This is a genomic window from Streptomyces sp. NPDC008137, assembly GCF_042957035.1.
GTDB lineage: Bacteria > Actinomycetota > Actinomycetes > Streptomycetales > Streptomycetaceae > Streptomyces.
In genome coordinates this window covers 97,903-120,270 of the sequence record NZ_JBIBHN010000015.1, presented here as the reverse complement: position 1 = coordinate 120,270, position 22,368 = coordinate 97,903, and the positions used below count along the sequence as shown (strand labels likewise).

The window sequence follows — 22,368 nt, the reverse complement described above, 5'->3', positions numbered from 1 at the left end:
CGTGCGAGCAATCCGAGCCCGGCGATTACCCCTTGCCCTCCTCTCGCTACAACGGCGGGACGACGGCGCATCGCATCGTCCTGCTCGACAGTTGCCCGGGCCGGACCGAGGAACTCGAGGTGGTGGACCCCGAGGACGGAGACACCGTCTGGAAGAAGAAGACGGGGCCTTGGCGGGACGGCATCCAGCTCAGCGTGGTTCGTGATGCGATCGGTGTGACCGTCGACAAGGAGCTGCGGGTCTTCGCGGAGTCGGGCGAGGAACTCCTGCGGCGAAAGGCAGGCCGGACCTCCGAACTGTGGCCTGTGGCGGAGGCTCGCGGGGTCGTGTACCTCTCGGAGTCCCACTACGACGGGGAGCCGGACTCCGGGGCGCTCCGGTCCCGCACCCTGCACGCCGTACGGTCGGACACCGGGAAAACCCTGTGGAAACGCTCGCAGGAACTCCTGGGCGGCGACGAGCTGAGCAGTGAGGTGATCGTCGGCTCCGCGGACGTCGCCGGTGCGTACGCCGGAGACCTGCGCTGGTCGGTCGGAGACGCGCGTCTTCGGGGGCCGGGCGCGAGCAGCCTGACGGACCTCGCGGGCAGGCGAAGTGCCCCCGTTCCCTGGCCGGTGGCCGGGACATACGTGGGGATGAGCGGAGAACTGCTCATCGTCCGGAGCGAAGAGAGGGACGGTACCCGCTACACCGCCCTGCGGCCCGGCCACCGCGGAGTGGACGCGGAGCATCCTGTCGCGCTTGGTGGAGCCAATCGGACGGACTGGCCGGACGCTTGCGGACTGGTCGGTGCCGGACTTCTCTCGGAACTCGGCCGGGGCTACGTCAAGCTGCCCGTGGAGTCGAGCCGTACCGTGCTGGGCACGAAACTGCCCCGGCCGAGCGTCTGCCGCTTCGCGACGCCATCCGGATCAGACGAGGACATCTTCTCCGTCACCGTCCGATGGGTGGCACCCGACGCGAAGGCCGCCCGGACCTACGCGACGAGCGCCATTCCCTGGGGCTGCAAGTCCTGGCTGGGCAAGTGCTACACAGCCGAGGTCACGCAGCCGCGGCGCGGTGTCCATCTCTACACCTACCGAGTGGGCCTGAAGGACGAACTCGTGGCGCACGCGACGGTGGTGTCGGGCCGCCATGTCCTCGGAATCAGCGCGGGGAACGACAAGCCGCGGACCCGGCAGCTGATTCGGCGCGTGGCGATGCAGCTCTCCCCAGACCTTGCCGACCAGGGCGTGGATCGAAAGTAGATCTTGGTCGGGAGATGATCTCGGTTCGTGGCGCGTGGAGACCTGACGGATGAGTAATGGGCGGTGCTGGAGCCAGGCCACCGTCCTCGGTGCCGCCATCAACGAGTGGTTGTCGCCAGCCGACCTCAACCGCCGGCAGTACCTCCGGCAGGAAGGCGGGCACCGAATGGCCGGTGAACCCGGCCAGCTCGCCAGTGGACCGGATCTCCACGGCGAACAGGTCGAAGCCCTGTGACTCCCACTCGCTCTCCCATGCCTGGACCCCGCAGCGAGTCTGCTGTTCGTCACGGACGCTGCCGTCACGGACCCACCGCATGACCTCGGGGTCGGCGTTGACGGCAGCCATGGGCGCAACGTCTTCCTCGCGCCAGCGACGCAGGATCAAACGGGGAGTCTCAAGCGTGACCATCCCATCATTCTGGCTCACATGGCTCTCCGCCATCGTGGCTGGATCTTGGTGATCATTAAGATGCGGCCATGACGAAGACGCATGTGGTGGCTGTACTGGCCTTCGACGGAATGGCGCCCTTCGAACTGGGCGTGGTGGTGGAGGTCTTCGGCCTGTCCCGGCCTGAGCTCGGAGACCTGCCCTGGTACGTGCTGCGGGTGTGCGCCGAGGAGCCCGGCCGGGATCTGCGGGCGGTCGGCGGGTTCACGCTGCGCGCCGAGCACGGGCTCGATGCACTGGCCGCGGCGGACACGGTGATCGTGCCGGGGGCGGCCGAGGCCGGGGCGGAGGTCTCGCCCACCCTGGTGGAGGCGCTGCTGCGGGCCCATGCGCGGGGGGCGCGCCTGGTGTCGATCTGCTCGGGGGCGTTCGTGCTGGCCGCGACCGGCCTGCTGGACGGCCGGCGCGCCACCACCCACTGGCGCTATGCCCGCGCGCTTGCCGAACGGCATCCCGGGATCGAGGTCGACCCCGACGTGCTGTACGTCGACAACGGCGATGTCTTCACCAGCGCGGGCAGCGCGGCCGGTATCGACCTGTGCCTCTACCTGGTCCGGGCTGATCACGGTGCGGCCGTCGCCAACGCGGTGGCGCGCCGTTTCGTCGTTCCGCCGCACCGCGAAGGCGGGCAGGCCCAGTTCATCGAGGCGGCGGTGGGAGAGATCGGCCCCGAGGACGACGGCGTCACGCAGAGCATGAACTGGGCGCTGCGTCAGCTGCACACACCTCTGTCCGTGGCCGCCCTGGCCCGGGCCGCGTGCATGTCGGAACGCTCGTACTTGAGGCACTTCACCCGCCGCAACGGCGTGAGCCCCATGCGCTGGGTCATCGCCCAGCGGGTGGCTGTCAGCCTGCCACTGCTCGAGTCCGGCGAGGGCACCGTGGACGAGGTCGCCGCCGCGGTCGGCTTCGACAGCACCGCGACGTACCGGCACCACTTCACCCGCCAGATGCGTACGACGCCGACGGCCTACCGCAAGACGTTCACCCGCGTCCTCGCGCACCCGTGAGGGCAACTCCGTACGACTGGCGGAATCTTGGCGACTTCAGGCGTTTACGCCACTCGTGGGACGGGTCCAGCGATCAGAGGATGGAGCCGTCGTCGGCCGGGGAAACCCGGCACAGCCCACCGGACCCCGTCCCGACCAGCAGGAACAAGAGGTGCTCCCATGCCTGCCACCGCTTCCGCCGAGATCACCAGCGCCGTCCTGAGCGTGCCCGCCGCCGCCCCGGCCGAGGCCGCCGCCCACTACGCCGCCCGTCTCGCCTTCGAGGCGGACGTCTCCGACGTCCACGCCGATCTGGCATCCGGCTCACCCGGCGTCGTGGTGGTCGACACCCGCGGCAATGCCGCCTGGGACCAGGGGCACATCCCCGGCGCCCTCCACATCCCCACCGCACGGATCGCCGACCTGGCACCGCGACTGATCGACCCGGCCCAGACCGTGGTCACCTACTGCTGGGGCCCAGGCTGCAACGGCGCGACCCGCGCGGCGCTGGCCTTCGCCCGCCTCGGCTACCCCGTCAAGGAGATGCTCGGCGGCTTCGAGTACTGGGCACGCGAGGGCTTCGCCTACGACTCCGCCACCGGTGCCGAGCAGCGCCCTGTCGACGACCTGACCGCCCCGCGCTCGGGCATCTCATGCGCATGCTGAAGGACACCGCACGGCCGGGCGACGTAATCCGTCCGGCCACCGCGGCCGACCTGCCGGCGACAGCCCACCTGTGCGCCGCCCACGCCGCCTTCCAGCGCGCCGGACTCCGGGGAGTTCTCCACCTGGCAGGCGACTGCCTACGTCCACCTGGACTGCCTGTTCGTCACCGAACCCCACCGAGGAGAGGACTGGGGACACGCCCTGCTCAAGGCCGTGAAGGACGCGGCCTGCTGTGCCTGGCGCCCGTCGCCAACCCGAGTCACTGGCTGGTATGCACCCAGCCCTGCCCCGCATCCGGCCGTCGGCCCCTGGAGTTCTGCTCCTCCTGGTGCTGAGGCCGCGTCCGGTTCCTACGCAACCTGGGCCTGCTGCCCGGCGGCCCGGAGGTGTGCTCCCGCGATTGCGCACGCAGCACCTGGACCTGCCCAAGGACACCGAGACCGTGAGCCTCACAGCCCATTTCCCGACGTCGCCGAATCGGCGTGGCCGCCGCTCACCGCGACTCAGGCCCGGGAGATGACGATCCACTTTCCATACCCGCCCTAGTACTCCAGTCTGACTTCGCGATCTTGTGGCGGACCCGGCTGGGAACGGGCACGGCCACCGCGTGATCGTCGGCGTACGGGTGGAAGTGCCCAGACTTGGCTGGGGCGTTCTAGCTCTGCGTCGGGTTGCTGTCCAGCTTGCGCTGTTCCCGGCGGTTTGGGTGGCGGATGACCACTCCACCCATGCCGCCGGACCCGGTGAGCCGGATCAGCGGAGTGCCCGGCAGCCGGTCGGGAGTGGTCTCGTCCGTCAGGCCGCCGGTGCCGGGGTCCATGCCACTGGGGTCTGCGGCCCAGGAGTCGGGGATGACGATCGTGACACCGGAGGTCTCCCCGTACGCCTCTACGGCCACTTCCGTGAGGCGGCACTCGACCCGGGTGAAGTCGACCTTCACACCCCCCACGCCCCCGTGCGCGATCACGTGTCCGGGCACCTCCCAGCGCCCGGGGCCTTGAGACACGCCGAAGGCGCCGCCCTTGAGCACCAGCGGCGGCCGGGCTCCGGGAGACGTCGGCCTCGGCAGGTCGGCGGTCAGGGCGGCCAACTCGGCGTGAGTCCTGGACGTCAGAGCCTGCTCCAGGCGTGAATCCAGCTCGTCGAGATCGATGCGCCCCTCGGCTGCCGCGTCGCGCAACTGCTCTACCACTGCTTCCCGGTCGTCGTGAGAGGCACGGAGGTCTCCTGACGGAGCAGGGAGCGGAGGGAGCTCCGGAGGCTGGGTAGACATGGCCCCAAGGATAAGCAGCCGGCGGACCGAGCGGGCTGGGACTGCACATCCAGAACAACTTCGTAGCTGCCCAGCGCCCACATCTGGAAGTTGACGGAAGATCAGCCCGAAATGCCGTGGTGTGAGCCCTGCGTCTGGGCACATTCACCCGTACCTGCCTGGGCACATTCGGGAGTACCCCGACAGTGATCATCGGGTGGCCGCCCGCAGCCCACGACCCGATCGCGCTGAGCGTCCCAGAGATCCGCCACCTGCTCGTCGCTGTCTTCGTCCCACCGGCCTTTACCGCCGCCAGACTGCTGCACTGGTCCACGTGGCGCAGACGCCACCAGGCCGCAGCCCGCCGCAGCCACTACCAACGGCGGTCTGTTGACGAACCTGCTGGATAGATCACGAAACCGCACTGGAGTACTAGTCTTCTGAGTCAGGAATTCTGTTCAGATAGCTGGCGAGGCGTTCGAGGATCTCGTCTGCGGTCTTCGTCCAGACGTAGGGCTTGGGGTCGGTGTTCCAGGCGGCGATCCAGTTGCGGATGCCCGTCTCCAGGGCATGCACGGATCGGTGGACGCCTCGCCGTATCCGCTTGTTGGTCAGTTCGGCGAACCACCGCTCCACCAGGTTCAGCCAGGACGACCCGGTGGGTGTGAAGTGCAGGTGGAAGCGGGGGTGGGCCAGCAGCCAGGTCGCACCGAGCGGACAGCAGCTCTGACAGACTTCCTGCACACCTACAACCACCACCGCTGCCACTCCGCAACCGGCGGCCAGCCACCCATCAGCCGCGTGAACAACCCTGCGGGTCAATACACCTAGCGCGTCCCCTTCTTCGCGAACTCCGCGACGGTGTCGGCGTTGTCCTTCGTGATGAACGCGGGCCCGGTGAGTACGGGAGCCGTGCCCCCGCCGCTGATGTTGCCGTTCGTCCTGTACAGCCACAGCGCGTCGACGGCGAGATAGCCCTGGAGGTAGGGCTGCTGGTCGACGGCGAACTCGATGTCGCCGTCCTGGACGGCGGTGACGAGGTCCTTGTTGAGGTCGAAGGTGGCGACCTCGGCCTCGCTGCCCGCGTCCCGTACCGACTGCACGGCGGTCAGGGCGATGGGGGCACCGAGCGTGACCACCTGGTCGATGGTGGAGTCCTTCTGGAGCTTGGCGGTCAGGGTCGACTTCACGGAGGGCATGTCGGTGCCGTTGACGTACAGGTTCTCCGTGGTGCCCTTGAAGCCCTTCTTCAGGCCGGCGCAGCGTGCTTCCAGCGCGACCTGGCCCTGCTCCTGGATCACGCAGACGGCGTGCTCGGCCCCCAGCTGGTTGAGGCGCTCGCCGAAGGCCTGGCCGGCGATGTTCTCGTCCTGGCCGAAGTACTCGAGCATGCCGAGTTCCTTCCAGTCGTCCAGGCCGGAGTTGAAGCCGGCGACGGGGATGCCGGCCGCCCTGGCCTTGGCCACCGCGCCCTTCATGGCGTCCGGCTTGGCCGCGGTGAGCGCGATGCCGTCGACCTTCTGGTCGATGGCGTTCTGCACCAGGTTGGCCTGGTTCCCCGCGACGGGGTCGCTGGAGTAGACGACCTTGATGTTGTCCTTCGCGGCAGCGGCCTGCGCGCCCTTGCGGATCAGGTCCCAGAAGGTGTCGCCCGGCGCCGCGTGGGTGATCACGGCGACGGTCATCCGCGGGGTGGTGGCCTTGCCGGCCACGGCGTCCGTACCGCCGGCCTCGGACTGCTTCCCGCCGGAGCCGCTGGAGCAGCCGGCGGCGAGCAGCGCGCCCACGAGGGCGGCGGCGGTCAGGGCGGCGGGTCTGTGGTGTCTGCGCATGTCGGGTGCACCTCACTGTGCGGGGAGGGAGTGCCGCGCCCGGTCGGGGGAGGCGGGTGGTGGACGGATGTCCGGGGCGGTGCTGGAGCGCGTTACTAGCGCGCTCTAGTGGCAGGTACTATGCGACCGCCTTCTGGGGATGTCAACAGCTTTGTCAGGACGTACCAACAAAGCGGAGGTGGCGGCGCAGCGGAGCCGCCCGTGCGCGCCGGTCTGGGGACGGCGCGCACGGGCGGCCCGGGGTGGACGGTCCTGGACCGTCCCGGTCGGTTCCGCTCAGCTCCCGGATGCGCCGATGTTGACCATCCACGGGGTGCCGAAACGGTCCGTGCACATGCCGAACTCGTCTCCCCACATCTGCTTCTCCAGCGGCACCGACACCGAGCCGCCCGCGGACAGCTTCTCCCAGTAGCCGCGCAGCTCGGCGTCGTCGTCGCCGCTCAGGCTCACGGAGAAGGGGTTGCCCGGCGCGGATTCCATGCCCGGCGGGTTGTCGGCGCCCATCAGGGTGAAGCCGCTGGTGGTTTCCAGCATGCCGTGCATGATCTTGTCGGCGTTCGGGGCGTCGGCCTGGCCGAAGTCGCCGTAGCTGTTGAGGGTGAGGTTGCCGCCGAAGACCTCCTTGTAGAACTCCATCGCCTGCCGGGCTTCGCCGTTGAAGGTGAGGTACGGATTGAGGCGCGTGACCATGTGAACCTCCCGGAGGGGCAAAAGGGTCATTTGCGCGCAGCGTAGCGCCGGGCACTGACAATGGCTCGCCGAGCGCGTCGCGCAGAGGGCGGGGAGCGGGATACGAGGCGGCGCCGAAAAGGCCGCGGTGGGCGTCAACCGAGTTGTTAGCGTTGGCCTTTGAGCAGAGGGGGACGGAGAGGCTCATGACATCGACCACCTTCCGCATCGGCGGGGATCTGGACGTATGCCGGCTCGGCTTCGGAGCCATGCACCTGCCGACCGAGCCCGGGCCGGAACGGGAGAACGCCCTCGCGGTCGCCCGGCGGGCCGTGGAGCTGGGCGTCACCCTGATCGACACGGCTCACCTGTACGGCGGGGGAGCCAACGAGGAACTGCTCGCCGAGGCGCTGCACCCCTATCCGGAGGGGCTGCTGATCACCACCAAGGTCGGTGTCGCGCGTACCGGCCCGGGAGGCGAGTGGAAGTTCGACGGACGGCCCGAGATCCTGCGCGACCAGGTCGAGGCGGCCCTGCGCCGGCTGCGGGTCGAGCGGATCGAACTGCTCCAGCTGCACCGCATCGACCCCGACACGCCGCTCGCCGACCAGCTCGGCACGCTGCGGGAGCTTCAGGCCGAGGGTCTGGTCGGACGGATCGGGCTGTCGGAGGTCACCGTCGCCGAGCTGGCCGAGGCCCGGGAGATCGTCGACGTCGTGAGCGTGCAGAACCGCTACAACCTCCTCGACCGGGAGCATGAGCCCGTTCTCGCGGCGTGTGCGGCGGCCGGTATCGCCTTCCTGCCGTGGCGGCCCGTGGCGTGGGGGAAGGCCGGGGCCGAGGCGGAGATCGCCGCCGTGGCGGCCGACCTGGGGGCGACGCCCACGCAGGTCGCGCTCGCCTGGCTCCTCGACCGTGCGCCGGTCGTGCTGCCGATCCCCGGGACGGCCCGGATCGCGCACCTGGAGGAGAACCTCGCCGCTGCGGACCTCGCCCTGACGCCCGCCCAGCGAGACCGCCTCGACGGGTTGGCCGAGGCCGGGCCGGACAAGGATCCGGGCCCTGCCTGAGCAGGCTCACGCCTCGTCGGACGCCCCGTTGTTCCAGTCGTAGGGGCCGCCGCCCTGCCACTCGATCAGCTCGGTGTCGTCGACGGCCGTGTCGGCCGTGGGCAGGCCCTCGCGGTGCAGCAGGTCCAGTACGTCGAAGAGGCTGTAGGCGACGCCCATGCGCTCGCCGTGGATGGTCACCAGTCGTCCGCCGTCCGTCGCGGGCGGCTGCACGACCACAGGGGGTTGACCGTCCATAGCCCCACCATGCTCCCGAAACGACCGGTCCGCAGCTCGGTGGCGTCCAGAAGCGGTACGGACCTCCTCTCGCGCCGGGGCCCGGGCGCGCTGTGCGCCGGTGACAAGCCGCCGTCCGGAAGCTGAGTTCTCATCAGCACTCCCTGAGAGCGGCCGTGCCGCCGCCCTAGCGTCCGTGGCATGGACATGAACCTTGCGTACAGAGGGAAATGGCGCGGTGCAGCGCTCGCGGTACTGCTGACCGCCGGGACACTCACGGCCGCCGCCCCGGGTGCCCGGGCCGACGGGGCGCGGACCGAGACGCCGGTCGAGTCGACCTCCCCCGTCACCGGGGTGACCGAGTCGGTCGTACGGGTGAAGGTGCCGCTGCCGGAGTCGGCCGGGCCTCGTCCGGCCGCGTGCGACTGGCTGTCGTATCTGCGCTACCGCTCGGCCGAAGGGCCGGCCGAGTCGGCCGGCGCGGACCGGATCCTCGTCGCCCAGCCCGGCATCCTGGAAGGAGCCGGGGCGTTCGACAGCGTAGCCCGCAACACCGTCGCCAGGGCCGCGGAGCGAGGCGCGCACATCGAGTTCTGGGCGCTGGACCGGCGCTCCAACTGCCTGGAGGACCGCACGGGCATCGCCTCCGGCGACCAGCACAGCGCCGTCGACTACTACTACCGGGGCAAGCAGGTCGACGGCCGGACCTTCGGCGGCTACGCGGACAACGGTGAACTGGGCTGGATGGCGAAGCTCGGGATCGAGCAGACCGTACGGGACCAGTACGGCCTGCTCACCGCCGAGTTGCCCGACCAGGGCCAGCGCAAGCGGAAGGTGCTGTGCGGCGGGCACTCGCTGGGCGGGGTCGTCACCGGCTACTTCGCTGCCGCCGACTTCGACGGAAACCCGGGTACCACGGCCGACGCCGGGTACAACCAGTGCGCCGGCTACTTCGCCCTCGACACGACCGTCTCCACCTCGCTCGCCGACCTCAGCGGCAACCTGCCCGACGACACCAACCTGCCCGACATCGGCCTCGGATACGGCGTGGTCCAGGCCGGGCTGGACAGCGGACTGCTGTCGCGCACGCTGTCCGCGCCGGTGCTGCTCAACCCCGAGACCATGACGCTGCTCGGCATCGCGGGTCTGGGCGCCCTAAAGGATCTCGACGGTGAGGCCGACCTGCCCGGCTATCTGCCCTCCAACCTCAACATCGAGGCCACCAACCGCTTCCTGTTCGCCAAGGACACCGCCGCGTTCCTCAGCGGCTCGCCGTCCGTGAAGGACTTCCGGCTCACCAACGGGGCGGTGCTCGGGGCGCTGCTGGACGACAACTCCGTGCCGCTGGCGTTCCTGCAGACCAGCGTCGGCTTCTTCGACGGCGGGCCCATCGCCGACAAGAGCTTCCCGGTGGCCAATGGCGGGGTGGGGCAGCCCGGACTGTACGGCACCGCGTACAAGGCCATCCCGGACCGCCCGCAGGGTCCGCTCTACACCTGGCGCGACTACGACCGCGTCGGCGACCCCGACGACCCCGGCTACCGGTCGGCCGACGGCACGCCGTTCACCGGTGCGGGCGAGGAGGTCACCGACATCCGGCAACTGGCCCGCAGCCTCGCCGAGCAGCCGTTGGACTTCACCGAGCAGTACTTCCCGACCAAGCTGGTCACGGACATCCAGCTCTCCACCTCGCCACAGGTCAAGAAGCTCGTCGTCCACCCGGGAGGGCTCACCGCCAACCCGGTGCTCACCGTCCTCGCCGGTGAGGGACTGCTGGCAGGCCGGGTGCCGCCCGAGCTGCGTCCCGTGGTCGCCGACGGCTACCAGCACCTCGACGTGCTGACCGCCGCGCCCGCGCAGAACGACGGCGGGCCCGAGATCGTCTCCACCAGCCTCGCCGGGTTCGCCCGATCACCCCGCTAGACACCGGAACGGGCCCGGGAGGAGACCTCCCGGGCCCCTTGGGCCTGCTGCCGGGACTAGAGCCTGGCCGCGGCGAACGTGGCGGCCGCCTCGGCGTCGTCGCGGTAGCTCAGATGTGCCCCGACGTCACCGCCGCCGTTCTCGCAGACGGGGTCGCCCTGGGCGCAGAGGTCCAGGGTGCGGCTCTGGTAGGTGCCGGTGACGCTCTTGCCGAGGGCCCGGATCGGGTTGCCGAACAGCAGCACCGCGGAGACCTTCGGCTCGACCGCGGCGGGCAGCGTGGCCACGATGGGGCTGCCGACCACCGCGCCGGCGCTGCTGATGCCGATCGAGTTGTCGACGACGTTCGCGCCCTGCGAATAGCCGACGAGAACGAACTTCTGGTTCGGGCAGGCCGCGGCCTGGCTCTTCACATGGTTCACCAGGTCCAGATTGCCCTGCGCCGCGGACGTCGGGGAGAGGTCGGCGGGGTAATTCACCTTGTAGCTGGTCAGGGTTTTGCCCGCTGCTTTCTTCTGCAGCGCGGAAAGCACCGGGTCGCCGACGATGAAGCCGAGCGTCCCGGGCTCGAAGGTGCCGCGTGCCGAGACGAGTTCCACGTCGGAGCAGGCCGCGGCCGAGGCCGGGGGAGCCGAGAGGGTGGCGAGCCCGGCGCCGCCGGCCAGCGAGAGCGCGGCGAGACACAAACGGATACGCATGGGGGATCCTCCGCGGGTGAGGCGCGTGAAGCGCCTGCGAAAAAGGACGGCCCGAACGTATTCGCTTTCCCTCGTCGGGAGTTATGGACGGGATTATGGAATCTCTGCTGTTTTTTGTCGCCGGTTGAGTACGCCGCTGAATGCTGGAGTCAGTTCTGCCGTGTGTACAGGGATTCCGCGCGCAACGCGAGAATGAGGTCGAGGCGGGTGTCCGGATCGTGCAGGGCGTCCCCGAAGAGCTTCTCCAGCTGGCGCAGGCGGTAGCGGACCGTCTGCGGATGGATGTGCAGCCGGGCGGCGACGTCCGGCACGTTGCTGCCGCTGAGCAGCCAGGCCAGCAGTGTCTCGGCGAGGCGCTCGCGCTGCCCCGCCGAGACCGTGTCGAGCGGCGCCAGGACCCGTGACTGGAGCCGCTCCAGCAGCGGCTCGTCGCCGTACAGCAGCAGGGTCGACAGATGGTCGGAGCAGTGCTCCACGCCCTGGCGGGACAGGATGCCACGCCCCATCAGCCCGAGGGCCCGGGTGGCCAGGCGCAGCGACCGCGCGGCCTCGGTGACCGCCACCGTCGGGCCGATCGCGGCGGGCCGGCCGCGCAGGGCGAGCGTGAACGCCCGGCCGAAGCGCCCGGAGCCCTCCGGGTCGGGCACCAGCATGCGCGGCGGCCGGGACTCCATGTCCACCAGCGCGCCCGCCGCCGCCAGCGGCCGGTCCTCCTCCCGCCGGTCCGGCGCCGCCGCGAGCGCCACCACGGCGACCGTCCGGGGCACCGGCCAGCGCGCGCCGTGAGCCAGATCCTGCACGGCCTCCAACGTCACCGGGCCGTCCTCCAGCAGCAGGTCGAGCAACCGCCTGCGGCGGCGCTCCAACTCGTCCGTGCTGCGTAGCTGGGCCTCCGCGTAGCCGGCCGCGGCCGCCTGGGCGACCTCGTGCACGGTCCGGAACGCCAGCTCACCGAGCGCGGCGACGGCAGCGGAGTCGAGGCCGAGCTGCTCCGCCGTGGAGCCCATCAGCCGCCAGGCGTGCAGCCCGCCCACCCGCAGCGCGGACTGCAACGCGTCCAGGCTGCGGCCCTCCAGGGCCTCGCCGCGCCCCAGTTCGTAGTACGTCGCCGCGATCGCGCCCCCGTCGTCGCGGGGATCGGCGATGTGGTCGACGAACAGGGTGAGCGCCTGCACCACCCCGGACCGCAGGTTCCTGCGGTACGTCCCGTCTGCGGGACGCGCGTACTCGGGAACCTGACGGCAGACCTCTTCCTCCACCAGGTCGGCGACGGACGCCAGTTGGGCGCGCAGCAGCTCCGCGAGCTCGGGCGGCACCGGCGGCGTGCCGGGGCGGTCCGGCACGCTGTGCGGGGTGGGCACGGCCATCACGGACACTCCTTTCGACCGGAAGCGGCTCACCCGCGGGCTGTTGCCGGTGGGACGAGTGGGAAGTCCTGTGTTGGACGGACGTCCCCTCCGCTCCGTTCCGTGCCCCGACGGCACCTCCGTCACTCGGGGACGCCCAGCGCACGGGCGAGGATCGGCCACGAGGCTGTGAACTCCGGCTTCCAGTGGGCCCAGTCGTGTCCGCCTCCCCCGTAGAAGTGCGTGGTGGCCGGGACACCCATGAGGGCCAGGGTGCGGGCGAAACCCTGGGTCGAGGGCCACAGGGCGCTCTCCAGAATCCCGGGCAGCGGATCGCCGCCGCCGCCGCCCACACCGCTGCCCTGCGAGACATACAGGGCGGTGCCGCGCAGCCCGGTGGCGCGGGCGCGCGGGTTGAAGTCCCGCCAGGTCAGGAGGTTGAACACCGGATTGCCCCACAGGGACGCGGCCGGCAGGTTCTCCCGGGCCACGATGGCGTCCATGATGGCGGGAACACCGGGGGCCGTGGTGTCGAGGATGCCGCTGTAGGAGGCCGCGGCCCTGAACACGCCCGGGTGGCGGGCCGCGTGGGCCATCGCGCCGTAGCCGCCCGTGGAGACCCCGGCGACCGCCCGCACTCCGGAGGCCCGGTAGTCCCGGGCGAGCAGCGCCGGCACCTCCTCGACCTGGAAGGTCTCGTAGTCGGGGCCGCCGCGCCAGACCGTGGGGATGCCGGTGGGGCCGGCGTCCGGCATCGCCACGATCAGGCCGCGGCCCTCGGTGAAGGCCTCGATGTCCGTCTCGCGGGTCCAGGACGTGTAGTCGTCATGGGCGCCGTGCAGCAGATACAGCACGGGATACTTGCGCTCCGGCCGGGTGCCGAAGTCCGACGGCAGGATCAGCCGGACGGGCGCGCTGCGGCCGAGCGCGGGGGAGGGCACGGACACGTCGAGGGTGCGCGGCCCGAGCCGGGTGGCCGCCCCGGCACGGGCCGTGCCGCTCGCGGCCCCGAACAGGGCGGCGAGGCCGGCGGCGGCCGTCGCTCTGGCGACGGTGCGCCGGGACACTCCGGCGGCGGGCTGCGGCGACAGGTCGGACATGGCGGCTCCTCGGGATTCCGGTTTCAGGGGGCCCGCTCGGCGAGCACCCGGCTCAGATGGGCGGCGATCTCGTCGACGTGCGGCGGGTCGAGCAGCGACAGATGGTGACCGGGCACCGGCACGGCCTCCAGGCGCGGGCACACCTCGTCCCAGCCCAGCGCCTCGTCGTCCCGCTCGTACGCCGGGTCGCGCACGGTGTGCGGCGCGGGCTCGGTGGCCCGGTAGAGGACGACCGGCCCGTCGTAGGCGCCGGGCCGGTGCGACTCCCCGATGCCCAGGTCCAGGTAGGAGGCCCGCTGGTGCTCCAGCGCGGCGGGCGGCACGCCGACGGCCTCGCGCAGCGCCCGCAGCGCGAGGCCGATACGGGCCCCGTCGTCGTCCATGGCCACCAGGTCGTCGTACGGCAACTCCAGCCGCACGCCGTAGGTGTCGGCGACGTGGCGGGCGAAGCCCTCGAAATGCGCCCGGATCCGATCGGCGGGCGTCAGCCCCGGCCGGGGGAGAGGGCGTACGGAGTCGATGAGCACGACCAGCCGCACCTCCCGCCCGGCGGCGGTCAGCTGCCGCGCGGTCTCCTGGGCGACGAAGCCGCCGAAGGACCAGCCGCCCAGCACACAAGGCCCGCCGGGGTGAGCGGCGTCGATCGCCTCGGCGTAGCGCCGCGCCTTCTCCGGCACGGTCCGGGCCTCCTCGATCCGCTCCAGCCCGTGCACCGGCTGGTCGTCCCCGAGCCGTTCGGCGAGCGCGCGGTAGACGGCGACCGGGCCGCCTGCGGCATGGACGAGGAACAGCGGGGGCCGCGAGCCGGTGGCACGCAGCGGGCGCAGCGGGGTGTCCGCGCGGGGGAGGGCCTGCCCGATCCGGGCGGCGGCGTCCTCGACGGTGACGGCGGCGAACAGGTCCCGCAGGGGCAGCGCGACGCCGAACTCGCGCTCCACCGCGGTACGGACGCGGACGGCCATCAGCGAGTCCAGGCCCAGGTCGGCCAGAGCGGTGCCCGGGGCGACACGGGCGGGCGAGTGGCCGGTGACGGCGGCGATGTGCCGGGTCAGCCGGGCCAGGACCGAAGCGGGCTCAGCGACTTCGACCTGAGGTTCGACCGTGACCGGCTCGGCGTGTGCCCGGCCGTCCGTCCACCAGTGCCGTACGTGCCGCCAGCGGGGCCGGGGCAGGTCGACGACCCGGCCGGGCGGCACGGGCAGCCGCCCGCCCGCCACGTACAGGGCGCCGAGCTGTCCCGCGAACGCCTCCGAACCGTCGGCGTCCCGGCGCAGGGTGGCCAGGGCGAGGGCGCCGGGCACGGTGTCGGCGACGGCCCCCGTCAGGACCGGGTGGGGTGAGATCTCGACGAACGCCGTGTGGCCGTCGGCCGCCGCCGAGGCGAGCGCCCGGTCCAGCCGCACGGGCCGCCGCAGGTTGGCCGCCCAGTGCTCCGCGTCGAACACGCAGTCGCCGCGCGGGTCGTCCAGGACGGTGGAGTAGACGGGGACCCGTGGCCGCCGCACCCGGACACCGGCCAGCGCGTCGACGAGCTCCGGCAGCAGCGGGTCCACCTGGGGCGAGTGCCCGGCACCGACGACCCGCATGGCCCGCGCCGCCCGGCCCTGCCCCTCCAGCCGGCGCACGAGCGCGGCCACCGCGGCCTCCTCTCCGGTGACGACCTTCTGCCGGGGCGAGGAGTGGACGGCGACATGCACACCCGGGAAGTCCCGCCCCAGCGAGTCCAGTTCGGCGTCGTCCAGGTCCACCACGGCCATCGCGCCGCCGACCAGCCCGCTCAGCAGCCGGGCCCGTACGGCGATGACCCGCGACCCCTCCGCCACGTCCAGCGCTCCCGCGCACACGGCCGCCGCCACCTCGCCCATGGAGTGGCCGATCACCGCGGCGGGCTCCACCCCGTAGGAACGCCACAGCTCGGCGAGGGCCAACTGCAGCCCGAACAGGACGGGCTGGGCGACCTCCAGGCGGTCGAGACCGGCACCGGACGACAGACGGTCGTACAGGGACAGGCCGCACTCCGGGGCGATGTGCGGGTCGAGTTTCTCGACGGCGGCGGCGAACGCGGGTTCCTCGGCCAGCAGCCGCCTGCCCATGCCCGGCCACTGGCTGCCGTATCCGGAGAAGACCCACACCGGGCCGGGCCCGACGCGGTCGCGGTCACCGGTCACCACCCGCGCCTCCGGCTGCCCGGTCGCCAACGCCCCCAGAACATCGGCCAGTTCGGCACGATTCCGGGCGACCACGGCGGCCCGTACGGGGCCCCGGCCCGTGCGCCCCGCCAGGGTCCGGGCCACGTCGGCGGGGTGCGCGGCGCTGTCGCGCAGCCAGTCGGCCAGTCTGCCCGCCGTGTCGCCCAGACGCTCGGCGTCGAGGTCCGAGAGCAGGTGCAGGCGGGCCGCGGGTTCCTCGGCCGACCGGGCCGGGACCAGGCCGGGCGGCCCCTCCTCCAGCACCACATGCGCGTTGGTGCCGCCGAAGCCGAACCCGGAGACGCCCGCGACAGCGGTGCCGCCGTAGCGCGGCCAGGGCTCCGGCTCGGTCACCACCCGCAGCCGGTCATCGGTGAGGGAACTGCCCTGTGCACAGTGCAGCGAGGGCGGGATGCTGTCGTGATGCAGGGCCAGCACGGTCTTCACCAGGCCCGCGATGCCGGCGGCCGACTCCAGATGACCGAGGTTGCCCTTGACGGACCCCAGCAGCAGCGGCTGGTCCGGGTCACGGCCAGTGCCGAGCACGGCGCCGAGCGCGCCCGCCTCGATCGGGTCGCCCAGCGGGGTGCCGGTGCCGTGCGCCTCGACGTAGTCGACGTGCTCCGTGGCGAGCTCCGCCCGTGCGTACGCGCTCCGCAGCAGCGCCTGCTGCGCGGCCGGGTTGGGTGCCATGAGTCCGTTCGAGCGGCCGTCGGAGTTGACGGCGGTGGCGCGGACGACGGCCAGGACGCGGTCGCCGTCCCGCTCGGCGTCGGACAGCCGCTTGAGGATCACGGCGGCGCAGCCCTCGCCGCGCCCGATGCCGTCCGCGGACGCCGAGAACGGCTTGCACCGCCCGTCCGGCGCGAGGGCCCCCGCGCGCCGGAAGGCGACCGAGACGGCCGGTGAGAGCAGCAGGTTGACCCCGGCGGCGATCGCCGTGTCGCTCTCGCCCGTGCGCAGGCTGACACAGGCGTGGTGCACGGCGACCAGCGAGGACGAGCAGGCCGTGTCGACGGCCATGCTCGGACCCCGGGCGTCCAGGACATAGGAGAGCCGCCCGGCGGCGACGCTCAGGGCGCCCCCGGCCGGCGCCCAGGGGTCGACCGCGGCCGGGTCGGCGCCGGTGAGCTGCCCGTACTCAGGGGCGGAGACACCGACGAACACGCCGGTGGCGGTGCCCGCCAGGGACCCGGCCGGTACGGCGGCGTGGTCGAGCGCCTCGTGCACGACCTCCAGCAGGATCCGCTGCTGGGGGTCCATCACGGCGGCCTCGCGCGGGGTGATGCGGAAGAAGTCCGCGTCGAACCCGGCGATGTCGGCGAGGTAGCCGCCGTACGGGTGCGCGTCCGCGGGCGGGAAGGCGGTGAAGTCGCGCCAGCGGTCCTCCGGGACGCGCCGGATCGCGTCGACGCCCTCGGTGAGCAGCCGCCAGTAGTCCTCCGGGCCGTGCACCCCGCCGGGCAGGCGGCAGCCGACTCCGACGACCGCGACCGGCTCGGCCGTACTGTCCGGCGGCCCGGCTCGGGCGACCGTCTGGGCCTGCGAGGGTCCCGCGTCGCACAGCCGCGCCACCAGTGCCTCTCCGGTCGGCGTCTCCCACAGCAGGGTCGGCGGCAGTTCCCGCCCCGTGGCCCGGGACAGCTCACCGGCCAGGGCGACCGCGTCCCGTGAGGACATGCCGAGGTCGGCCAGGGGCCGGTCCATCGGGACGGCCTCGGGGGACGAGCCGCACCAGGCCGCCAGCCGCTCGGCGATGAGCCGGCGCAGCGCGTCCTCGTCGACGGGCCTCATCCCGCGGCACCCGCCGTCGCCGCCCGGGCCCGGCCGCCGTACGCGCCCTCCAGATACCGGGCCCGGGTCAGCGCCCGCGACACCTTGCCGCTGGAGGTACGCGGCACCGTACCCGGCGGCACCATGACGACGTCGGCGAGCCGCAACCCGTGCCGGGCGGAGACGGCACCGCGCATGGCACGCACCACCGCCGGTACGTCGAGCTCGGCGAGGCGCGCGGTGCGCGCGTGCTCCGCCACGACCACCACCCCCTCACCGGCGCCGCCCGGCACGGCGAACGCCGCAAGCCGGTCCCGGCGCACCGCCGGGTCCGCGTCCTGGGCCGTCGCCTCGACGTCCTGCGGATAGTGGTTGCGGCCGTCCACGATGATCAGGTCCTTCAGCCGCCCCGTGACGACCAGCTGCCCCTCCAGCACCGTCCCCAGATCGCCCGTCCGCAGCCAGCCGCCCGGGCCGGCCCCGGCGTCCGCGAACTCGGCACCGAACACATCCCCCGGCCCCCGGTTCCAGTAGCCGCGTCCCACGTTCGGCCCCTGCACCCAGACCTCGCCGACCTCGCCCTCCGGCAACAGGGTCCGCGTCACCGGGTCGGCGACCCGGACCCGCTGCCCCGCCGGAGTGCCACAGCCCGCCAGCAGCACGGCCCGGGGATCGTCCGGCCGCGCGGGCAGGGCCTTCCCGGCCGCCAGGGCGTCACGGTCGAGCGCGAACCGGGTGAGCGGCTCACCCGGCCGGGCCGCGCAGACGAACACGGTGGCCTCGGCCAGGCCGTACGACGGACAGTGCGTCTCCGGCGCCAGGCCCTGGCCGGCGAACGCCGCGTGGAAACGGTCGGCCGTGCCCGGGCGGACCGGCTCGCTGCCGTTGATGAGCGCGGTGACCCTGTCGAGCCGCAGGCCCTCCTTCTGCTCGTCGGTCACGGTCGCGACGCAGTAGTCGTAGGCGAAGTTGGGCGCGGCGCTCACGACGTCCGGATGCGCGGCGAGCAGCCGCAGCCAGCGCACCGGCTCGTGCAGGAACGCGGCCGGGTCCATGAGGACCGACAGGAGGCCGCGCGTCACCGGGGCCGCGACGCTGAGCACCAGCCCCATGTCGTGGTAGAGCGGCAGCCAGCCCACACAGGTCAGCGCGCGGGCGTCGGCACCGTAGGCGGTCAGCGCCTGGCCGGCGTTGGCGACCACGTTGCCGTGGCTGATCTCCACGCCCGCCGGGGCGCGGGTCGAACCGGAGGTGTACTGGAGATAGGCGGTCGCCCCGGCGTCCGGCGCGACGGGCCGCCAGTCGCGGGCGGCGCCGTCGGGCACCTGGTCCGCCAGGACGATCCGCGGCCCGTCGCAGCCGAGGAAGTCCCGCACCTCGTCCTGGACCCGGCTCGTGGTCACGACCACCGAGGGACGGGCATCCGCCAGCACGCCCGCCAGCCGGTCCGCGTGCCCGGGCAGGTCCGGCGGATACAGCGGTACGGCGACCAGCCCGGCGGCCAGCGCCGCGAGGAAGGCGGTCACGTACTCCGTGCCCTGCGGACACAGCAGTGCGACCCGGTCCCCGGGCCCGGCCCGCTCGGCGAGGCGCGCCGCCAGTGCTCGCACCCGTACGTCCAGACGGCGCCAGGTCAGGGTGCGGTGGACGCCGCGCGAGTGCTGTGCCGGATGCTCGACGAAGGTGAACGCCCGGCGGTCCGGAGTGGTCTCGGCCCAGTGCCACACGTACTCCGGCAGCGTCGGGCACGCGGGCGCGAGCGGGGGGCGGCGGCTGTCCATAGACGGGGCTCCTCACGGCGAGCATCGGCCTAAGAGTCGAAAGGGCGAGGTCAGAGCGGGATGTTGCCGTGCCGTCGTTCCGGCATCGGCGCGCGTTTGCCGCGCAGGGCGCGCAGCGCGCGGCAGACCTGCTCCCGGGTCTCGCGCGGCGCGATGACGGCGTCGACATAGCCGCGCTCGGCGGCGAGATAGGGAGTGCCGTGGGTGCGCTCGTACGCGTCGAGAAGGCGGGCGCGCAGCGCCTCCGGGTCGTCGGACGCGGCGAGTTCGCGCCGGTGCAGCACGCCCACGGCCCCCTCGGCGCCCATGACGGCGATACGGGCGGTGGGCCAGGCGAGGTTGACGTCGGCCCCCAGATGCTTGGAGCCCATCACCGCGTATCCGCCGCCGTAGGCCTTGCGCACCACCACCGTGACCTTGGGCACCGTCGCCTCGGCGTAGGCGTACAGCAGCTTCGCTCCGCGCCGGATGATCCCGGCCTGCTCCTGCCGTACCCCGGACAGATACCCGGGCACATCGGCGAAGGTCAGCAGCGGGATGCCGAACGCGTCGCAGAACCGTACGAACCGTGCCGCCTTCTCCGACGCGTCGATGTCGAGGACTCCGGCGGCGCGCAGCGGCTGGTTGGCGACGACGCCCACCGAGCGGCCCTCGACCCGGGCCAGGGCGCAGATGATGTTCGGCGCGAACAGCTCCTGCACCTGGAGCAGTTCGCCGTCGTCGACGACCGCGTGCAGGATGTCCCGCATGTCGTAGGCCTCGCCGAGCCGGTCCGGGACGACCTCGTCGAGCGCTGCCCCGGTCGGAGCGTGCCCGGGTGCGTACTCCGGTGGCCGTTCCAGGTTGTTGGCCGGGAGGTACGACAGCAGGTCGCGCACCGTGTCGAGGGCGTCCTCCTCGTCGACGGCCAGGAAGTGGGCGTTGCCGTTGACGGTGTTGCTGGTGCGGGCGCCGCCCAGTTCCTCGGCGGTGGTGCGCTCGCCGGTGACCGTCTCGATGACGTCGGGGCCGGTGACGAACATGTGCGAGGCGCCGTCCACCATCACCGTGAAGTCGGTGATCGCCGGGGAGTAGGCGGCACCGCCCGCGCACGGCCCCAGGACGACCGAGATCTGCGGGATCACCCCGGACGCCTTGACGTTGCGGCGCACCAGCTCGGCGTAGAGGGCGAGGGCGGCGACGCCCTCCTGGATGCGGGCGCCGCCGGAGTCGTTCAGGCCGATCACCGGGCAGCCGGTCTTCAGGGCGAGATCCATCAGGGCGACGGTCTTCTCCCCGAAGGCCTCGCCCATGCTGCCGCCGAACACCGTGGAGTCCTGGGCGAACACGCACACCGGGCGGCCGTCGACCGTGCCGTACCCGGTGACCACCCCGTCGCCGTAGGGGCGGCGGGCGTCCTGCCCGGCGGGCCGGGCCCGCACGAACAAGCCGGTCTCGGTGAAGGAGTCCTTGTCCACGAGCCGTTCGATCCGCTCCCGGGCCGAGAACTCCCCGCGTCTGCGCGGCCCGCCCGGAGCCACCGCCCGGTCCCTGCGTGCTGCCAGGCCGGCGACGCGTTCCCCTGTGCTCCCGCTCACCTCTGTGCTCACAACCACCTCCGGAGGGGCTGTCGACTATGGCAGTGAGGCGTGGAGGTGCCGGGTGAATCACCGTTCTGTGTGGGGGAGTTGAGTCCTTCGCCATGAGGTTTCATCCCCCGGTGACAACAGACCGATCAATTCCAGTCATTTCCACCCCGCGTGAGTAAAACATGTGAATGTTTCCGCGTGGTTCGGGCATACGGAGCGAAAAACAGAGAGAGGGGCGCTACGTGCTCGTACCGGACCACAAGGTCGTCAGGGAGTTGCTGACGCGGTACGCGTCGCTGAGGATCGCTCAGGCGGAGAGGCACGTGCCGACGGCGGCACGCCAGCTTGAGGACGTCAGCTACACGCTGTGCGTGATGATGGGGACGTCCGTCATCCACGACGCCATCGCCAAGGCCGACGCCCTGCTGCTCACCAAGGGGCGGTCCGAGGCCGCGGAGGCGGACGGGGAGAACGGCTTGACGCTGGTCGGCTGACATCGTGTGAGGCCCGGCACACGGCCGGGTACCGCCCCGGTGGCCTATGGACGGGCCGCCGGGGCGTTCGTCTTCAGGTGGAACGCCGTGCGGTACGCGTACGGCGTGGTGCCCACCACCTTGCGGAACCGCTCCCGGAACGCCGTCGGCGAGCCGAACCCTGCCTGGCGCGCGATCCGTTCGACCGAGTGGTCCGTGTTCTCCAGCAGGTACTGGGCGCGCCGCACCCGCGCCCGCAGCAGCCACTGCAACGGCGTGGTGCCGGTCTGCTCGCGGAAGCGGCGGCTGAAGGTCCGCTCGCTCATCCCCGCGCGCGCCGCCAAAGTGCCCAGCGTCACCTCGTGCGCGAGATGGTCCTCGATCCACTCCAGCAGCGGCTCGAATGCCGACCCCCTGGGCACCGGCGGGTGCTCGTGCACGATGAACTGGGCCTGCCCGCCCTCCCGTTCCAGCGGCATCACCGACATCCGGGCGATGTTCGCCGCGACGGCCGACCCCAGATCCCGGCGGATCATGTGCAGGCACAGATCCAGCGCCGCCGCCGCGCCGGCCGAGGTGAGGATCTGTCCGTTGTCGACGTACAGCACGTCCGGCTCCACCTCGACCCGCGGGAACCGCCGGGCCAGTTCACCCGCGGCCACCCAGTGCGTGGTGGCGCGCAACCCGTTCAGCAGCCCGGCCTCCGCCAGCACGAAGGCACCCACGCACACGGACGCGATCCGGGTGCCGGATTCGGCCGCCCGCCGCAGCGCCGCCAGCACCCGGGCGGAGGGTGGAGCGGCGTCGGGGGAGCAGCCCGGCACGATGACGGTGTCGGCCTCCGCCAGCGCCTCGAGCCCCTGCTCGATGCGCAGGGTGAAACCGCCGTCCGCGCGCACCTCCGGCGTCTCGGCGCACAACCGGACGCGGTAGGCGGGCCGCCCGTCCGGCATATGGGTCCAGGCGAACGTCTGCTGGGGCGCCGCCATGTCGAACGGCACCACTCGGTCGAGAACGAGGATCGCCACGGAGTGCATGCCGGTCACCCTAGGCGGGTTCCCGCCAGCGGTGTGACCCGGGGACGGGGCGGCGCGTGAGGCAGGGGCGCAGGTCGGGAGAGTTGGCGAG

The 22,368-nt window shown here is 72.2% G+C and carries 17 protein-coding genes and 3 pseudogenes; 7 read left to right on the top strand and 13 right to left on the bottom strand.

Going from position 1 to position 22,368, the window contains the following annotated elements:
- Nucleotides 1–32: 32 nt before the first annotated feature.
- Nucleotides 33–1,247 carry a hypothetical protein gene (locus tag ACFZBT_RS23580; RefSeq protein WP_391106646.1) on the top strand — a complete coding sequence of 405 codons (1,215 nt, stop codon included), beginning with the start codon at nucleotides 33–35 and terminating at the stop codon, nucleotides 1,245–1,247.
- A gap of 91 nt (nucleotides 1,248–1,338) precedes the next feature.
- Here ACFZBT_RS23580 and ACFZBT_RS23575 read toward each other — a convergent pair.
- Nucleotides 1,339–1,593, bottom strand: a pseudogene (locus tag ACFZBT_RS23575) (GNAT family N-acetyltransferase); the annotation flags it as partial.
- Nucleotides 1,594–1,724: 131 nt separating this feature from the next.
- On the opposite strand from ACFZBT_RS23575, the gene ACFZBT_RS23570 reads away from it, so the two are divergent.
- Nucleotides 1,725–2,705 carry a helix-turn-helix domain-containing protein gene (locus tag ACFZBT_RS23570; protein WP_391106491.1) on the top strand — a complete coding sequence of 327 codons (981 nt, stop codon included), beginning with the start codon at nucleotides 1,725–1,727 and terminating at the stop codon, nucleotides 2,703–2,705.
- Between the two features lie 159 nt (nucleotides 2,706–2,864).
- Entirely contained in the window at nucleotides 2,865–3,350 is a 486-nt protein-coding gene (locus tag ACFZBT_RS23565; protein ID WP_391106489.1) for a rhodanese-like domain-containing protein, read from the top strand.
- Between the two features lie 655 nt (nucleotides 3,351–4,005).
- Here ACFZBT_RS23565 and ACFZBT_RS23560 read toward each other — a convergent pair.
- A complete protein-coding gene (locus ACFZBT_RS23560; RefSeq protein WP_391106487.1) occupies nucleotides 4,006–4,623 on the bottom strand; it encodes a DUF1707 domain-containing protein in 618 nt (205 codons plus the stop codon).
- Nucleotides 4,624–5,034: 411 nt separating this feature from the next.
- Nucleotides 5,035–5,310, bottom strand: a pseudogene (locus ACFZBT_RS23555) (IS630 family transposase); the annotation flags it as partial.
- A gap of 3 nt (nucleotides 5,311–5,313) precedes the next feature.
- On the opposite strand from ACFZBT_RS23555, the pseudogene ACFZBT_RS23550 reads away from it, so the two are divergent.
- Nucleotides 5,314–5,433: pseudogene (locus ACFZBT_RS23550) on the top strand (IS481 family transposase); the annotation flags it as partial.
- On the opposite strand, the gene ACFZBT_RS23545 reads toward ACFZBT_RS23550, so the two are convergent.
- Together ACFZBT_RS23545 and ACFZBT_RS23540 are read right to left on the bottom strand one after the other, a co-directional pair.
- A complete protein-coding gene (locus tag ACFZBT_RS23545; RefSeq protein WP_391106485.1) occupies nucleotides 5,430–6,434 on the bottom strand; it encodes a substrate-binding domain-containing protein in 1,005 nt (334 codons plus the stop codon). The pseudogene ACFZBT_RS23550 and the gene ACFZBT_RS23545 overlap by 4 nt on opposite strands.
- Nucleotides 6,435–6,710: 276 nt before the next feature.
- Complete coding sequence (locus ACFZBT_RS23540) at nucleotides 6,711–7,124, bottom strand: VOC family protein (protein WP_391106483.1); 414 nt, start codon at nucleotides 7,122–7,124, stop codon at nucleotides 6,711–6,713.
- A 185-nt stretch (nucleotides 7,125–7,309) separates the two neighbouring features.
- Here ACFZBT_RS23540 and ACFZBT_RS23535 point away from each other — a divergent pair, with 185 nt between their 5' ends.
- Complete coding sequence (locus tag ACFZBT_RS23535; protein ID WP_391106481.1) at nucleotides 7,310–8,173, top strand: aldo/keto reductase; 864 nt, start codon at nucleotides 7,310–7,312, stop codon at nucleotides 8,171–8,173.
- A 6-nt stretch (nucleotides 8,174–8,179) separates the two neighbouring features.
- Here ACFZBT_RS23535 and ACFZBT_RS23530 read toward each other — a convergent pair whose 3' ends face one another.
- Entirely contained in the window at nucleotides 8,180–8,410 is a 231-nt protein-coding gene (locus tag ACFZBT_RS23530; protein ID WP_358609388.1) for a hypothetical protein, read from the bottom strand.
- A gap of 180 nt (nucleotides 8,411–8,590) precedes the next feature.
- Here ACFZBT_RS23530 and ACFZBT_RS23525 point away from each other — a divergent pair, with 180 nt between their 5' ends.
- On the top strand, nucleotides 8,591–10,312 hold the full coding sequence (locus ACFZBT_RS23525; protein ID WP_391106479.1) for a hypothetical protein: 1,722 nt from the start codon (nucleotides 8,591–8,593) through the stop codon (nucleotides 10,310–10,312).
- Between the two features lie 56 nt (nucleotides 10,313–10,368).
- Here ACFZBT_RS23525 and ACFZBT_RS23520 read toward each other — a convergent pair whose 3' ends face one another.
- From ACFZBT_RS23520 to ACFZBT_RS23495, 6 genes are all read right to left on the bottom strand, one after another.
- A complete protein-coding gene (locus tag ACFZBT_RS23520; protein WP_391106477.1) occupies nucleotides 10,369–11,010 on the bottom strand; it encodes a cutinase family protein in 642 nt (213 codons plus the stop codon).
- Between the two features lie 149 nt (nucleotides 11,011–11,159).
- Complete coding sequence (locus ACFZBT_RS23515; protein WP_391106475.1) at nucleotides 11,160–12,377, bottom strand: helix-turn-helix domain-containing protein; 1,218 nt, start codon at nucleotides 12,375–12,377, stop codon at nucleotides 11,160–11,162.
- Between the two features lie 122 nt (nucleotides 12,378–12,499).
- Nucleotides 12,500–13,456 (bottom strand): alpha/beta hydrolase-fold protein, encoded by a 957-nt coding sequence (locus ACFZBT_RS23510; RefSeq protein ID WP_391106473.1) that lies wholly within the window; start codon nucleotides 13,454–13,456, stop codon nucleotides 12,500–12,502.
- A gap of 23 nt (nucleotides 13,457–13,479) precedes the next feature.
- Nucleotides 13,480–17,439, bottom strand: coding sequence for a beta-ketoacyl synthase N-terminal-like domain-containing protein (locus ACFZBT_RS23505; protein WP_391106471.1), 3,960 nt, complete (start codon nucleotides 17,437–17,439; stop codon nucleotides 13,480–13,482).
- Nucleotides 17,436–19,199, bottom strand: coding sequence for an AMP-binding protein (locus ACFZBT_RS23500; RefSeq protein ID WP_391106469.1), 1,764 nt, complete (start codon nucleotides 19,197–19,199; stop codon nucleotides 17,436–17,438). Before ACFZBT_RS23500 ends, ACFZBT_RS23505 begins: the two co-directional genes overlap by 4 nt.
- A gap of 50 nt (nucleotides 19,200–19,249) precedes the next feature.
- A complete protein-coding gene (locus ACFZBT_RS23495) occupies nucleotides 19,250–20,776 on the bottom strand; it encodes a carboxyl transferase domain-containing protein (protein WP_391106467.1) in 1,527 nt (508 codons plus the stop codon).
- A 233-nt stretch (nucleotides 20,777–21,009) separates the two neighbouring features.
- On the opposite strand from ACFZBT_RS23495, the gene ACFZBT_RS23490 reads away from it, so the two are divergent.
- Nucleotides 21,010–21,261 (top strand): DUF5133 domain-containing protein, encoded by a 252-nt coding sequence (locus ACFZBT_RS23490; protein ID WP_391106465.1) that lies wholly within the window; start codon nucleotides 21,010–21,012, stop codon nucleotides 21,259–21,261.
- Nucleotides 21,262–21,305: 44 nt separating this feature from the next.
- Here the strand turns inward: ACFZBT_RS23490 and ACFZBT_RS23485 are convergent, their stop codons facing one another.
- Nucleotides 21,306–22,277, bottom strand: coding sequence for a helix-turn-helix domain-containing protein (locus ACFZBT_RS23485; protein ID WP_391106463.1), 972 nt, complete (start codon nucleotides 22,275–22,277; stop codon nucleotides 21,306–21,308).
- Nucleotides 22,278–22,368: the final 91 nt, after the last annotated feature.

Coding starts and splice junctions, on each gene's coding strand:
- ACFZBT_RS23570 (WP_391106491.1), top strand. CDS start 1,725: ATGACGAAGACGCATGTGGTGGCTGTACTGGCCTTCGACGGAATGGCG.
- ACFZBT_RS23565 (WP_391106489.1), top strand. CDS start 2,865: ATGCCTGCCACCGCTTCCGCCGAGATCACCAGCGCCGTCCTGAGCGTG.
- ACFZBT_RS23560 (WP_391106487.1), bottom strand. CDS start 4,623: ATGTCTACCCAGCCTCCGGAGCTCCCTCCGCTCCCTGCTCCGTCAGGA.
- ACFZBT_RS23545 (WP_391106485.1), bottom strand. CDS start 6,434: ATGCGCAGACACCACAGACCCGCCGCCCTGACCGCCGCCGCCCTCGTG.
- ACFZBT_RS23540 (WP_391106483.1), bottom strand. CDS start 7,124: ATGGTCACGCGCCTCAATCCGTACCTCACCTTCAACGGCGAAGCCCGG.
- ACFZBT_RS23535 (WP_391106481.1), top strand. CDS start 7,310: ATGACATCGACCACCTTCCGCATCGGCGGGGATCTGGACGTATGCCGG.
- ACFZBT_RS23530 (WP_358609388.1), bottom strand. CDS start 8,410: ATGGACGGTCAACCCCCTGTGGTCGTGCAGCCGCCCGCGACGGACGGC.
- ACFZBT_RS23525 (WP_391106479.1), top strand. CDS start 8,591: ATGGACATGAACCTTGCGTACAGAGGGAAATGGCGCGGTGCAGCGCTC.
- ACFZBT_RS23520 (WP_391106477.1), bottom strand. CDS start 11,010: ATGCGTATCCGTTTGTGTCTCGCCGCGCTCTCGCTGGCCGGCGGCGCC.
- ACFZBT_RS23515 (WP_391106475.1), bottom strand. CDS start 12,377: ATGGCCGTGCCCACCCCGCACAGCGTGCCGGACCGCCCCGGCACGCCG.
- ACFZBT_RS23510 (WP_391106473.1), bottom strand. CDS start 13,456: ATGTCCGACCTGTCGCCGCAGCCCGCCGCCGGAGTGTCCCGGCGCACC.
- ACFZBT_RS23505 (WP_391106471.1), bottom strand. CDS start 17,439: ATGAGGCCCGTCGACGAGGACGCGCTGCGCCGGCTCATCGCCGAGCGG.
- ACFZBT_RS23500 (WP_391106469.1), bottom strand. CDS start 19,199: ATGGACAGCCGCCGCCCCCCGCTCGCGCCCGCGTGCCCGACGCTGCCG.
- ACFZBT_RS23485 (WP_391106463.1), bottom strand. CDS start 22,277: ATGCACTCCGTGGCGATCCTCGTTCTCGACCGAGTGGTGCCGTTCGAC.